This window comes from Chlorobium sp. (assembly GCF_021740465.1).
Classification (GTDB): Bacteria; Bacteroidota; Chlorobiia; order Chlorobiales; family Chlorobiaceae; genus Chlorobium.
In genome coordinates this window covers 25,566-39,458 of record NZ_JAIOZR010000020.1, presented here as the reverse complement: position 1 = coordinate 39,458, position 13,893 = coordinate 25,566, and the positions used below count along the sequence as shown (strand labels likewise).

Below are 13,893 nucleotides of genomic sequence, written 5' to 3'. Positions count from 1 at the left end.
CCGCTGGGACGAAAACAACTGCCGGCACAGGAACAACCGGGGAGCGGACTCGGTAGCTCCGGTTTACGCCTATCCCGAAGGGGTCTCCGGCTACGGCACTTGGAATCAGAGCGGCAACGTCATGGAGTGGTGCAGCGTCCGGCACGATGAAACCGATTCCGCAAACACTCCTTCCGATGAAGAAGCTCTACGCCAGGAACGGGGCGGCTGCTGGCGCTATCCCGACAAGTTTGCCTTCCGCTGTTCACAGCGCTCGTTCGTGGTTTCCAAAGCGGTCAACGATTTCCGGGGATTCCGGCTGGTGTTGCCGGTGCAGGGTGGGGAGTGAGGAGATGAAATAGGGGTGGCGGTGCATCTCCCGGTTCCTGTGCAGGAGACTTTCGTACATGTCAGGTGAAACGGATCGTGAATTGGTGCCCACCTGAGCATGCATCAGCAGGAGATTGAGATAAATATTTTGAAATATATCTGTATTTTACCATTTGAACAGTTGGTACCAGCTTGCAAAAAGTGTTAAAACATGCACTCGATCATGCCAAAATCAAAAAAACCAGTAACGCTTCATTGGTTGCGGCACTCTTATGCAACACATTTACTGGGTGCAGGGACTGATTTACGTTATATACAAGAGCTATTAGGGCATAAGAGCAGTAAGACGACGGAAATCTATACACACGTATGCGAGCAGAGTTTACTGAAAATCTCCAGCCCCTTTGACAGTTTGTAAAAATATTGTACACCTCAAAGGTGTATAAAGCATGCCAGAATAGCTGGCTATATGCACCTTTTGGTGGAATATGGTGCATAGATAAAGGAGTTGGCGATCATGCTATGACGACCGTGCAAACACAAACAGTTAACCATTAAACAAACAAAAATATGAGCTTCGGACATGCACTTTACTACCCACACATTAACCTGACAAACAAGAATTGGGTTAAACATGCTTTACTCTTTTGGGACAATATTTCACGGATAGTTCCAAGTTCTGTTGAGCCTGCCGACAATGAGGACATAACGAGTATAAATTATCATACTGGTTTTATTAAGGACTACAGTCCTGAAAATTATGATACCTCAAATACTTTCAATCGATTTAGCGAGCAGCTAAGACACATACTCGAGTCTGATCATTTCTTTCACGACAGATATTTTGAACGAGATAGACATGGACGACATTATATGAGGGACTATAATGAAAGGAGAAGTTTTTATTCAAACATGGTAAAATCAACAGGGACATACATACATGTAATGAAAATTGACCCTAGAATGAAAGAGTATTTGTTTGACATTGGTATTGCCATTCCTGGAGAAAACCAATATGAAGATTGGATAAAAATTGACAATGAAATAGGGCTTCTTTACATGACATTTCTTGCTAAGTCAATTTCAAAGAAAAAAACGCTTCCAATTGTGACGGACGTTGAACAATCTTTTTCAGCTGCTATTCAATTTGAAACAAAAATAAATTCAGACTACAAGAATGAATTTGAATATAGGTTAGGTAATTTGCTTATAGAAACAGTCGTGCCTAATAAAATTAATGCCGTTCCTCTTGACAAAATAATTGACATCAGAGAGAATTATAGCCATGAGAGGATTGCGTTTTTTAATGAGGTTTCTAACTTGGCAAACTCACTTCCTGACATAGATAATCCTTCGGCATTAAATGATGCAGTGAACCAACATTCAAAGTTGATACTTAACGAAACGAAGAAGTTGGAAAAACTTTATGACACTCACAAAATTGAAACTGTAAACAAGTTTTTAAGCATTTCCATTCCGACAACAGTTGCTTCTTTATCGGACTATGTTCCTGACATTGCTAAACCGTTTTTTGCAGCAGGTGGTGTAATTTTCGGTTTGGTATCATCAGCTAACGCAGTGAAAAAGGAAAAACTTGAATTGCAAGCAAACCCTAAATCTTATCTACTAAATCTAAAGTCAGAATTATCAGGTGACAACATGTTTTCAAAAATAAATGACAGCATAAAAGGGATAAGGAGATGGTAACTACAAACTTGAAACAATACAGTTTGACGGACGATAAAGCACGAAGCGCTAACAAGGGCTTAGCGAAAGTGGCGGTTCAGTGGTTAATTGAACAGTTGTGCTTCGTATTCGCCACCTTCGCCAAGCCCCGAAACGTTATCGGTCATTGGAAACAGAACCAGAAACATTTAAAAGAATTCAAATAGAGATAATATGGAATGCGAAATAATTAAGAACAATAATTCAAACGATGATAAACTGATAAGTATTATTTTGTATACAGACAATCATCCACATATAAAAAAATGTTTAAGGGATGAAGACTATTGGACTGCGATGGACGAACGTAGTGGATTAAATTGGAAAATATTTGCAGTGAAACCGAAGCAAGGAGAATACAGATTTCCTGAATCAAAATCAGGAGTGATGCAAATGATGATAATGATTTGGAATGAACCAGCAGACAACAAGCAAATTATTGACTTTCTTGGATTAACTGATACAAAAAATTTGCCTTTGATGTTTTTCTATAAGATTAAAGAGAATGAAATTGAAGATGAAATTTATGTAAAAATTGAAGGCCGTACTGAACAAGAAGTGTACAATGACCTTGAAGACATAATAGACAAAGTTTCAAAATCAACTCTTAAAGAAGGAGACATATTTGAAAATGCAAAATCGACAATAAAAAAAGAAAAAATATTTAGGACAATTAAGAAAGGAAAAAAAATACTATCCGACTTTAATAGTTTAATTCCGGGACTTTTTTAGTAAAAGCAACGAACCGCTAACATTGGCTTTTGCAAAAGTGGGGCTTTAGTACTAGGCTGAACATTTGTACTTTCTATTAGCTTTTGTACTATATTTGAACTTTGGTGCTTTTTAAACCCCACCTTCGCCAAGCCCAAAAACGTTGGCATCAATTGTAAGTGCGTCAGATAAACCGATAATGATTTAAATGAAAACGAATGTTTAACAAGGTAATTAAAGACATTGCGTATAAGGATATAAATGAACTTCTCTACATTAGACAAGAAAAAGAAGGGCAACGTCTTGACTATAAACGGGAATTCCATAAAGACGGGAAAGAGTTCGCCAAAGACACGACAGCTTTTGCAAATGCAGACGGTGGATATATAATATTTGGTATTGATGAAAAGCAAAAAATAGTAATAGGATTAAGCGACAATGTAGGAAACGGAAAATTTGAGGATTGGATAGCAAATGTTCTAAACACCAATATTGATAAACCGCTAAACTATGAGACAAAATTTATAAATATAGCCGAAGAAAATATTCCATTATTTATTGTTGTTGTTCAGATAAAAGAAAGCAATCAAAAACCTATTTATGTTACTGCTGATAATAAAAGTATTTGCTATATAAGAAAAGGGACTTCAGTTTTCTCTGCTAAACCAGATGAGATCAGAGAAATGTATCTAGAAACATTAAAAAATGCGGAACAATCCCAAATTAAAGTTACCCAGAAATCAAAAGGAAATCACAATTTACAAGTTGGTGTTAATCAAGGAACAATTATTAAGACAGATAAACTTGTAAGAAGAAATGAAGTTGCTCCAAATCCAGACATACACATATCACAAGAACAAGCGAAACAAATTTATGACATAGTTAATAAAATTGTCGAGATAAACGAACAAGCAGGAAAGTTCAACGACCCAAAAGACAAGGGAAGGTTTTTTTTACAGACATGGACATCTTTAAAAAATAGGTATCACATTACATCTTATCACCTCTTACCAAAAGAAAAATTTGACGACACATTAATTTGGCTACAAAAGCAAATAGCCTTTGATCATAGACCTAAACTAAGAAAGGGGAATAATCCTCAATGGAAAAAAGACATTTACGGCGCAATTTACGCCAAAGCTAAAAATGACTTGCATTTTGACAATGAAGAACTTTATCTGTTTGCGTTTGACAAACTAAAATTGAAAAAGCCAATAGCTTCATTAAAAGACCTAAGTGACACAAGACTAAATAAACTTTACAAAATCATATTTGCAAAATGACAACAAAAAAAACACCAGCTGCCAACATCAGCTACCCGCAAGCCGGGTTTCGGTGCTTCGTTGACAGGAAATTCGTATTTCGTTGAGAAAGGGGGTCTCAGGGACGTTCCGAAAGCAGGGGGAATGCGGGACGTTCCTGAAATCATGAACTTGCAATGACAACATTGCAGCGTTAACTTTATCCGATACAAACCAATCATTAGAGGCATGCCGAGAGGTCCAAGACTCGATTCGCCGGGCACGTTGCATCATGTGATTATCTGGGGGGTCGAAAAAAGAGAGATCGTTGCTACCTTAATAAGTAGTTAGCTAAATCAGGAATGAATTTCCGATGACGTTGGTATTCGAGATGGGTTTGTCGTATGTCCTGACGGCTCTGCTGCTTGGGTGGCCGGCATCAGCAGTGTGCGTCTTGGTGTGTATACGATGTCTTATGATGGCTCATTTTCTTAATAATAGCTTATAAACTAATAGGGGAAATTTATATGAATATCTCGAATACAGAAGGCGATCAAAAAGAGCTGGTCAATAACTCATCAAGCGAAATATATGATAAATCATTTGATGTTATATTTAGTCAAATAAGTAATGTATCTGCAAAACTAAAAAATAGTTACAATTTCAGTGGAACCGGGAAGCTTCTTCTAAAAAAAGAATCTATTGAAATACAGGGGTATATCAAAAAAAAATCACATACCCTCATAAAAGCCGTGCTTTTTTTTCCAATATTATATATCACTGTGTCAATTGCAGGTTTTCTGACCAGCGCGAGTTTGGATCCGGGTAAATGGAATATGTTAACTGTTATATTATTTGGTGTATTTATTTGGTTGATTTTTTCGACTGCAAACAAAGTGTTATTAAATAAAAAAAACTCTATATATATTGACTATTCTCTAATAAGTACAATAAAGAGAAGTAATGATCATATTACTTTTTTGTTTAAAGATCAGACTTGCAATGAAGAAAGAACTTTATCACTATATATCACCCCTCAAAATATTGTTGATGAATTTATTTACAATTTAAAGCAAAATTACACAATAAAATTTGATTAAAATCCAGAGGGACTGCGGGACGTTCCTGAAATCATGAATTTGCAATGACCAGAATGCAGCGTTAAATTTCTCAGATACTAACCAATCATTAGAGGCATGCCGAGAGGTCCAAGACTCGATTCGCCGGGCACGTTGCATCATGTGATTATCCGGGGGATAGAAAAAAGAGAGATCGTTGCCGACGATAAAGATCGGGGAATATTCGTATCCAGAATGGGGTCGGTTGCCTTGAAAACAGGAACGAATATCTATGCCTGGGCGCTGATGACCAATCATGCGCATATCCTTCTCAAAATCGGTTAACCGGGACTTTCTGCATTCATGAGGAAGTTCCTTGCAGGTTTTTTATTCGAAGAAAGTTCCGCTATTCAAAAAAAGAGCGCATACAGGTGCGGGAGTATCGACTAGATTTGCTGGAGAAAAAATTGAAACCAAGTCCGTGAAATGCACACATCATCATTCCACCGAACCTGCGCGAAAAGCCTCGCAGTCCGATGAATTCAACCGTTGGACGTTTCCTTTTAAATGAGAGTCTCGTATAATGGAGTAAAAGCATGGAAAACTTTTTTTTCTTGGTAGGACTTTCGTTTACTCTTGTGCATGAAATGCATGCTGTTAAGTGTCAAGAATGGACAATATTTCCTCTGTTATCCAAGTTAAGCGAGAAAAGAGGTTACTTTGTTTTTATATCAATACATATACCCTTGTATCTTCTCTTATTCTGGGGACTCTACGGACAAAACGGGCTAAACCAAAACCTGATCATAGGCTTGGATATTTTCTTTATTATTCATGTGTTTCTTCATGTATTATTTCTTAAACACCCCAAGAATCAATTCAACTCTGTATTCTCTTGGATAATTATTCTCGGTGCAGGTGTCGCAGGTTTGATAGATATAATTGTGTGAGATTAGCAAATCTTTGTGTTATTAATCCGGCAATAATTATACCAACGATCGAAGTGAGTACGGAGGAGATGCTCACAACTACGTAAACTAAATGCAACTTCAGGACGTTCTTCCGTATATCGAAAAAATACTATAAAGTATAATTATATAATACAATAGTCTGTAATCCGTATTCGGTATTCAGGAGGCTGTTTTGCCGGAAACGTAGCGGTGGATGAGGCCGATCATGCGTTCGCTTTCCGTGAGGAGTGCGGCTTGTTGCGTTTTGGCTCGTATTCCCGGTCGATTCGCTCCTTGAGGAACATTTTCAAAAGCGACTGATAGGGCACATCCCTTTCGTTGGCAAGCACCTTGATGCGGTTGAGCATCTGCTCGGGCATCCGGAGCGAAATGGTTTTCATGGTCGGTTTCAGGTCGGGGAAGATTGCGGTTCCAGCTTTTTCCCAGTCGATGTATTCCGACGAGTCATGCGTGGCCCAGAATTCCCGTTCATCCCGTTCACTCCTGAATTCAGGAACTGTTTTTTTCTGCTTTTTCATAAGTGTTCTGCTCCTTCCTGTTCATAATTCCTGCGATGAAATGATTCTGATCTTGTCTTTTCTGAGCGTGAAGACGACAAAGAGTCTTCTTCCTGCATTTGTTTTGCCAAGGGCAAACCATCTTCTCTCCACTCCGGAGTGCTTCATATCATCGGCGACGATCAATGGCTCGTTGAAGAAGATATCTTCCGACTCGGAGTTTGCTACTCCATGTTTTCCGGGATTTTTTGAAAGATTGCCTTCATCCCATTGGAACCCGGTGATGCCTGTAAAACGATCCATGACGCTGTGTATATTGCTGAAATATACAATGTGGTGCGGAAAAGGGCAAGTGATGCTCTTGAAAAAGCGGATCGCAGGCTGCAGCCGCAAGCCTGTATCCGGCATTCAGGATGGGCTTTTTCAGGGACGTGATCGGAGCTTCTTCAGGTACCATGGGGACGACGTTCTGTAAACAAAAAAGATATTCCTTCGGGGAAAGGAGGTTGTCTGCAGCATGGGTCAAAAAGCCATGACTGCTTTCGGTGTTTTTTTTATCGGATAAATTTCTTAAAATCACAAGCTGTTCTTTCTCGTCATAACAGGTGCCGGCTTAAAAGCCGGAGAATAGGGAAGTACGTGAGATTCGTACACTGTACCCGCAACTGTACAACGGTAAACCGTCGATCAGTGCTCATGGCCACATGAGTGTGAAAAGCGGTCTTTTCAGGTCACTGCGCCGATTTCCTCCCAGGGAGCGCGCGGGAAGGTCTGCAAAGAATGTAAGCCGTAAAAGTCAGGAGACCTGCCGGTTATGCTATTTGCATCAATAACAACAAGACTACGGGTTATAGTCGGGGCAAAGCTGTACTTCTTTTTCGCGTTGCTGCCGTTCTGGTCTTTTTTTGCAGATTCAGTCAGAAATTCTTCCGCCTCCTTTTTTTATCGAAAGGACGGGGCTGCTTTCGTTGAGGATTTCTTTATGCTTATATGCGAAATCAACCATAACGCAACGCTGAGTTCTCTAATTACACGCTGCCTTTTTAACCCCTGTCAGTTTATGTATTTCTCAAACTGAAAACAGGACAATCAATGATGAACAGGAAAGTATGCCTGCTGGTTATGGCAGGGCTGCTCTGGAGCAAGGGCCTCCTTGCCGAAGAGACGACGAAAAGCTTTACCGGCAGTGAGCTGGTCGTTACCTCGAGCCGTGTCGAAGAGGAGAAGAAAAGCGTTACATCCAGCATTACCGTTATCGGTAAGGAGGAGATCGAGGAGTCTCCGGCAAAGGATCTGGGTGAACTGCTTGCCGAAAAAAGCATAGGCCATATCCAGAAATACCCCGGCACCATGACCTCCGTCGGTATCCGCGGGTTCAGGACCGAAACGCACGGCAACGACCTTATGGGCAAGGTGCTGGTGCTTCTGAACGGCAGGAGAGCCGGAACCGGCAATCTTGCGAAACTCTCGACCGCAAACGTCGAGCGTATTGAAATCATAAGGGGGCCTGCCGCCGTTCAGTACGGTTCTGCGGCAATCGGGGGTATTGTCAACGTCATTACAGCCCAAGGAGAAGGCGTGCCTTCGCTCTTTTTCGAGCAGGAGCTTGGAAGCAACGATTACACCCAGACAACCATGGGGGCTGGCGGCAAGAGCGGCAAGGTCGATTTTTCGGGTTCGGTTTCCCTTTCGGAAATGGGAGATTATGAAACCGGCGAGGGTACGTTGTACCGCAACACGGCATACCGCGACCGGACGGTGGGGAATTTTCAGGTGGGTTATGAATTCCTGCCCAATCACCGGATCGGAGTCATATACAACTATTTCAATGTCGGAAAAGCCGGTTCCCCGTCCTATCTGAGTCAGGCGGATATCGATGCCTATACCAGCCAGAAAGCCTATTCCACCGATGTCGTCTATGAAGGATCGACCGCCGACCGGCGTTTTTCATGGATGGCACGGTATTTTACCGGGAGAGACGAATACCTGTACGCCGATCCCAGTTCGTCCTACTCGAGTACAAGTGAGGTCGATCATAAAGGCGCTCAGGCCCAGGTCACCTATTCCGATTCATCCTTGAGACTTACCGCCGGGGCCGACTGGGTCAGGTACGATCTCCACTCAACGCTTGCCCCTTTCTCTTCCGACTATGAAAACCCGGCCGGTTTCATTCTCGGCAAATACGGCTTCCTGTCCGACAAAGTGGTGCTTACGGCAGGTCTTCGTTACGACCAGTACGATGTGACGATTTCAGAGGATCAGGGTTCTTCACAGAGTACCGATAACCTTGCAAAACAGGCGGGTCTTGCCTGGAACCTGAGTGATGCACTGAAGCTGAGGGCATCCTATGCCGAAGGGTTCAGAATGCCTGCGGCAAGAGAGCTTGTCGCCGATTTCTATTCCTGGGGGACTCACTATGTCGGCAATTCCGATCTCAAGCCTGAAAAAAGCCGCTCTTTCGAAGCGGGGATTGAGGTGAACTACAGCGATGTGAAGTCGTCGCTGACCTGGTTCACCACCGATTTCAGGGAGAAGATCCAGTCCACGGCGGTCGATGGAGTCATGACCTGGATCAATATCGGCGGAGCAACGGTTTCGGGTCTCGAAGCGGAATTTTCGTGGGCGTTGCACCCTTTCGGAGAGCAGTGGAAGGTCGAGCCTTATGTGAACGGCACATGGTTGACGGAGTATCGCGATGACGATACCGGCGAGCGGCTCACCTATACTCCCGAAGTGTCGGTGACCTCCGGCGTCCGGGTTGCCGACCGGCGGGGTTTCAGTGGCGTTTTCAATCTTGCCTATACGGGAGAGACGCGGGTAGAGAACTGGGAAGACTGGTCCGGAGATGTGGTTACAAAAGGCGGTTATACGGTAGCGAACCTTTCGGTTTCGAAAAAAATCCTGTTCGACCAGGGTGAAAAGAACGGCAGGGGGTTGACGGTGAGCTGTGCCGTGGAAAATCTTTTCGACCGCGAATACCAGTATGTGAAAGGCTATACCATGCCCGGTCGCACCTTCATGGTAGGATTGAGAGCGGATATTTAGTAAACGCAAAAGATTTTTTTATGAATACAGTCATTACTGGAATCGAGCGCGATGCCCTCTACAAGGTCATCTACAGCCGTCGTGACGTGCGGGGACAGTTCCTCGCGGACCCGGTGCCGGACGAGGTGGTCGGAAGGCTGCTCGATGCAGCGCACCACGCACCGAGCGTGGGGTTCATGCAGCCGTGGGATTTCATCGTCGTAAAAGACATTGCAATCCGTAAAGAGATAAAGGAGGGGTTCGAGATCGCCCATCGGGAGGCTGCGGAGATGTTTCCGGAAGAGAAGCGCCAGACCTACTCGGCCTTCAAGCTCGAGGGCATCATGGACGCGCCGCTCGGCATCTGCGTCACCTGCGACCGGTCGAGGAGCGGCGAGGTGGTGATCGGGCGTACCGCCAATGCCGAGATGGACCTTTACAGCTCGGTCTGTGCGGTGCAGAACCTCTGGCTTGCCGCACGGGCTGAAAATCTCGGGGTTGGATGGGTGAGCATCATCCATCACGACCATGTGCGCAGGGTGCTCGGCATTCCGGAGCACATCGTGCCGGACGCCTGGCTGTGCGTGGGTTTCGTGAGTTTCTTTCACGAGACCCCGGAGCTCGAACAGGCCGGTTGGCTGCCGCGCCTCGAGCTTGAAACACTCGTCCACCGCGAAACGTGGTGAAGGGCGGGTCGAAGGCCATAGCCGTGTTCGGCACGGCTTCGGACGTGGGCAAGAGCGTTATCGCCACGGCTCTGTGCAGGATTTTTCGGGATGCGGGGATCGACGTGGCGCCCTACAAGGCGCAGAACATGTCGAACAACTCCGGAGTCACGCCTGACGGCTTCGAGATCGGGCGGGCGCAGATCGCCCAGGCCGAAGCGGCGCGCGTCGTGCCGACGGCCGACATGAATCCCGTGCTGCTGAAGCCGAACTCCGATACCGGAGCCCAGGTGGTGCTGCAGGGGAAGGTGTGCAGCACCGAAACGGCAAAAGGGTATTTCAGGGATACCTCGCTCTGGGCCGCCGCCGCTCGCCAGAGCCTTCTGAGGCTCATGCAGCGATATGAACTGCTTGTTATCGAAGGGGCGGGCTCCTGCGCCGAGATGAACCTCTACGACCGCGATTTCGTGAACTTCCGCACCGCCAGAGATGCCGGGGCATCGGTTGTGCTGGTGGCCGATATCGACCGGGGCGGGGTGTTCGCCCAGGTTGTCGGTACGCTGGCGGTGATTCCGCCCGAAGACCGGGCACTGGTGAAAGGAGTCATCGTAAACCGTTTCAGGGGAGATATCGAGCTGTTCCGCGACGGGGTTCGGATGCTCGAAGAGATGACAGGCGTGCCTGTGCTCGGAGTGGTGCCCTGTTTCCGTGGCTTTTCCATCGACGCCGAGGATGCCGTGCCGCTCGCCTCCAGGGTCGATCCTCCCGGCAGTCTGCAGCAGGGGAAGACCGGCGTGGCGGCTGTCTACTTTCCTCACATCTCGAACTTTACCGACCTCTCTCCCTTGGAGGAGGACACGGCGGTGGAATTGCACTATCTGCACTATCCCCGCTCGCTTGACGGCTACAGCATGCTGGTGCTGCCGGGCTCGAAAAACGTGCGCGGCGATCTCGCATGGCTTCGCTCGCTCGGGTGGGAGGAGCGCATCCGGGAGTTCAGGGAGCGCGGTGGTCTCATCGTAGGGGTGTGCGGGGGGTTCCAGATGCTGGGCCGTTCCATTGCCGATCCGTCGGGCGTGGAGGGTGAACCGGGTGTCAGCGCAGGCCTCGGAGTGCTCGACTGTGAAACCGTGCTCGAGAGTGAGAAGTGCCTCTGCAACGCATCCGGAATCCTCGACGATGCGGACGGCCTTCAAGCTCGCGGCTATGAAATCCATATGGGACGCACGACCCTCTCGCAGGGCAGCAAACCCTTCATGCAGGTGGTCAGCCGAAACGGACAATCCGTCAGCGACAGCGATGGCGCCGTGAGCGGCGACGGCAAGGCAATCGGCACCTATTTCCACGGTATATTCGACGAACCTCAGGTGCGGCACCGGTTTCTCTCCCTTGCCGATCCGCAGTACCGTCCGGCACGCCACGAACACGGCATTGAGGAGAGCTACGACAGGCTCGCAAGCCATGTTGCCGCGCATCTCGACCTTGAAAAGCTCTATGCCGTGATCGACAAGCCATTCGCCGGCCGATGAACAGTCTCTATCACCACCGCCACGGCGGGCCGGCCGAACCGGAAGCGGCAGAGCGCCATCTCATTGATTTCAGCGTGAATATCAGTCCGCTGTTCCCGTTTGAGGCTCCTTTGGCTATCGGGCAGGCAGCAATGCAGGCCTATCCGTCAGTAGACGGCCGGGGTGTTCGGGAGTTCTATACCAGCAGGTTCGCTCTTGAGGATGCATCCCTGCTTGCCCTGAACGGTGCTGTAGAGGGGATCTATCTTCTGCCGAGGGCACTGGGTATCCGGCGGATGCTTCTGCTCTCCCCCTCTTTTTACGAATATGGCCGGGCGGCCCGCATTGCCGGCGCGGAAACAGGAGTGCTGCAGCTCAGCCCCGAAGATGGATTCGCCCTTCCGCCGATCGGGAAACTTGCCGATGAACTTGACGGGTTCGACGCCTTTTTTCTGGCCAATCCCAACAATCCGACCGGCACGCTGTTTCCTCCGGAAATGACCATGGCACTGGCCAGCCGCTTTCCCGGAAAGTGGTTTTTCGTCGATGAAGCGTTCGTCCAGTTTCTTCCGGATTTTCCGGCGGTGTCGCTCATGAAGGCGGTGCAGGCGTTCCCGAATATCGTTGTCGTGCATTCGCTTACGAAATTCTATGCGCTGCCCGGCCTGCGTCTCGGCGCGCTTGTCGCTCACCCCGATACAATCCGCAAACTTTACGATTTCAAGGAGCCATGGACCCTCAATGCCGTTGCCGAAAGCGTCGCGCTTGAGCTTGCGGCGTGCGGTGCGTATGAAGCGGCACTCATGGAACTGATGACGACTGAAAGAGAGCGCATCGTTTCTGCTCTTTCACAAATGCCGGAGCTATGCGTTGCAGGCGGGTCTGCGAATTTTTTTCTCGTGCAATGGCGGGGAGGGTGTTCACTCGACCTGATGCTCGGGCATCTTTTCCATCGCGGCATCATGGTACGCGACTGCCGGAATTTTGCCGGTCTTGAAGAGAATTATTTCAGGTTCGCCATCCGCACGCCGTTCGAAAACGATTTCCTGCTCGAAGCCTTTCGAGCCGTTCCCGAAATGCCGGCAGGGTTGTAGACGCGCTATGGTGAAACCTGAATACATGCTTCTGGCAGCCTTCTTTTGCGACCTGCTTTTCGGCGACCCCCGCTGGATGCCGCATCCCGTCAGGGGAATTGCATGGCTGGCGCTCGGGTCCGAGAAAGTGCTCAGGTCTTCGGGTATGCCTCTGAGGGTTGCAGGAGTGCTCTGTGTAATGGTCGTTGTGGGCGGAACGGCAGGTGCGGCATGGCTCCTCATCGAAGCTGCCGGACGGCTGCATCCCGTTGCCGGTTCGATAGCCGGGGTTTTTCTGCTCTACACCTCCTTTGCCGTGAAGGATCTCGGTGATCATGCCCGTGCTGTCGGGGATGCACTTCTCTCGGGGGATCTTTCCCTTGCCCGCCGGAAGGTCTCCTGGATGGTCGGACGGGATACCGCAGGTCTCACGGAAGAGGGTGTCGCGCTTGCCGCCACGGAGAGCGTTGCGGAGAATACCGTAGACGGAGTGACCGCGCCGCTTTTCTACGCATTGCTCTTTGGTCCCGCAGGCGCGCTTGCCTACAAGGCGGTCAACACGCTCGATTCGTCGTTCGGATACCTGAACGAGCGCTACCGTGAATTCGGCTGGGCTTCGGCAAAGCTCGACGATCTCGTCAACTGGCTTCCGGCAAGGCTTACGGTGCTTGCAATTGCGCTTGCCGCGCTTCTTCGGAGACTCGGGTTTTTTGATATCTTTAAGGCGGTCGGAAGCGGAGCCAGGCTGCACGCAAGTCCGAACGCGGGATATCCCGAAGCGGCTTTTGCCGGTGCGCTTGGCGTGACTTTCGGAGGCCCCAGAAGCTACGGAGGAGTTATCCACGAAGCGCCTCTGCTTGGTCTTCACAGGGCCGCCTGTTCTGTGGCTTCGATTCGGAACAGCGTTTTGCTCATGCGGCTTACCGCGTTCGTTTTTCTTGCCGCCGGAATCGGCGTGAGGCTGCTTTTGCAGCAGATACTTTGATTGCGGGAACCTCTATAAAGCGTGATGAGCGATCAAAGTGCAAGGTGGACGGAGCGGAGAAGCCGGAGTGTACACGGAGTACATGAGGACTTCGAGCACCGACCAACGCAGCAATTTTGTTGCGCA

At 47.8% G+C, this 13,893-nt stretch carries 14 protein-coding genes, 1 pseudogene and 1 riboswitch; of the genes and pseudogenes, 13 read left to right on the top strand and 2 right to left on the bottom strand.

Features of this window, described 5'->3' with window-relative positions; translation table 11 throughout:
* The 8 genes and pseudogenes from K9G39_RS09145 to K9G39_RS11200 form a co-directional block, all read left to right on the top strand.
* Window positions 1-328: SUMF1/EgtB/PvdO family nonheme iron enzyme (locus K9G39_RS09145; RefSeq protein WP_292004620.1), on the top strand; the 328-nt coding region annotated here is incomplete at its 5' end.
* 192 nt (window positions 329-520) lie between these two features.
* The gene (locus K9G39_RS09140) at window positions 521-727 is read left to right on the top strand and encodes a tyrosine-type recombinase/integrase (RefSeq protein ID WP_363319381.1); all 207 of its coding nucleotides are present in this window, start codon (window positions 521-523) and stop codon (window positions 725-727) included.
* A 152-nt stretch (window positions 728-879) separates the two neighbouring features.
* Window positions 880-2,016, top strand: coding sequence for a DUF6236 family protein (locus K9G39_RS09135; RefSeq protein ID WP_292004618.1), 1,137 nt, complete (start codon window positions 880-882; stop codon window positions 2,014-2,016).
* A 192-nt stretch (window positions 2,017-2,208) separates the two neighbouring features.
* Complete coding sequence (locus tag K9G39_RS09130; protein WP_292004617.1) at window positions 2,209-2,766, top strand: hypothetical protein; 558 nt, start codon at window positions 2,209-2,211, stop codon at window positions 2,764-2,766.
* A 197-nt stretch (window positions 2,767-2,963) separates the two neighbouring features.
* The gene (locus tag K9G39_RS09125; RefSeq protein WP_292004616.1) at window positions 2,964-4,028 is read left to right on the top strand and encodes an ATP-binding protein; all 1,065 of its coding nucleotides are present in this window, start codon (window positions 2,964-2,966) and stop codon (window positions 4,026-4,028) included.
* A gap of 485 nt (window positions 4,029-4,513) precedes the next feature.
* Window positions 4,514-5,086: a hypothetical protein gene (locus K9G39_RS09120; RefSeq protein ID WP_292004615.1), complete on the top strand. Its 573-nt coding sequence runs from the start codon at window positions 4,514-4,516 to the stop codon at window positions 5,084-5,086.
* Between the two features lie 96 nt (window positions 5,087-5,182).
* Window positions 5,183-5,386, top strand: a pseudogene (locus K9G39_RS09115) (transposase); the annotation flags it as partial.
* 254 nt (window positions 5,387-5,640) lie between these two features.
* A complete protein-coding gene (locus K9G39_RS11200) occupies window positions 5,641-5,994 on the top strand; it encodes a DUF6713 family protein (protein ID WP_363319380.1) in 354 nt (117 codons plus the stop codon).
* Window positions 5,995-6,218: 224 nt separating this feature from the next.
* Here the strand turns inward: K9G39_RS11200 and K9G39_RS09110 are convergent, their stop codons facing one another.
* Window positions 6,219-6,533 carry a BrnA antitoxin family protein gene (locus K9G39_RS09110; RefSeq protein ID WP_292004614.1) on the bottom strand — a complete coding sequence of 105 codons (315 nt, stop codon included), beginning with the start codon at window positions 6,531-6,533 and terminating at the stop codon, window positions 6,219-6,221.
* Between the two features lie 21 nt (window positions 6,534-6,554).
* Window positions 6,555-6,815, bottom strand: a complete 261-nt coding sequence (locus tag K9G39_RS09105) for a BrnT family toxin (RefSeq protein ID WP_292004613.1) — start codon at window positions 6,813-6,815, stop codon at window positions 6,555-6,557.
* 283 nt (window positions 6,816-7,098) lie between these two features.
* A riboswitch (cobalamin riboswitch) is annotated at window positions 7,099-7,340 on the top strand.
* Window positions 7,341-7,604: 264 nt separating this feature from the next.
* Between K9G39_RS09105 and K9G39_RS09100 the strand changes: the two genes are divergently transcribed.
* From K9G39_RS09100 to cbiB, 5 genes are read left to right on the top strand one after another with little or no spacing between them, the layout of a single operon-like run.
* Window positions 7,605-9,557 (top strand): TonB-dependent receptor, encoded by a 1,953-nt coding sequence (locus K9G39_RS09100; protein ID WP_363319379.1) that lies wholly within the window; start codon window positions 7,605-7,607, stop codon window positions 9,555-9,557.
* A 20-nt stretch (window positions 9,558-9,577) separates the two neighbouring features.
* A complete protein-coding gene (gene bluB / locus K9G39_RS09095) occupies window positions 9,578-10,222 on the top strand; it encodes a 5,6-dimethylbenzimidazole synthase (RefSeq protein WP_292004612.1) in 645 nt (214 codons plus the stop codon).
* Window positions 10,216-11,730: a cobyric acid synthase gene (locus K9G39_RS09090; protein WP_292004611.1), complete on the top strand. Its 1,515-nt coding sequence runs from the start codon at window positions 10,216-10,218 to the stop codon at window positions 11,728-11,730. Before bluB ends, K9G39_RS09090 begins: the two co-directional genes overlap by 7 nt.
* Window positions 11,727-12,803, top strand: a complete 1,077-nt coding sequence (cobD, locus tag K9G39_RS09085; RefSeq protein ID WP_292004610.1) for a threonine-phosphate decarboxylase CobD — start codon at window positions 11,727-11,729, stop codon at window positions 12,801-12,803. Before K9G39_RS09090 ends, cobD begins: the two co-directional genes overlap by 4 nt.
* A gap of 7 nt (window positions 12,804-12,810) precedes the next feature.
* A complete protein-coding gene (cbiB, locus tag K9G39_RS09080) occupies window positions 12,811-13,767 on the top strand; it encodes an adenosylcobinamide-phosphate synthase CbiB (protein WP_292004609.1) in 957 nt (318 codons plus the stop codon).
* Window positions 13,768-13,893 lie beyond the last annotated feature (126 nt).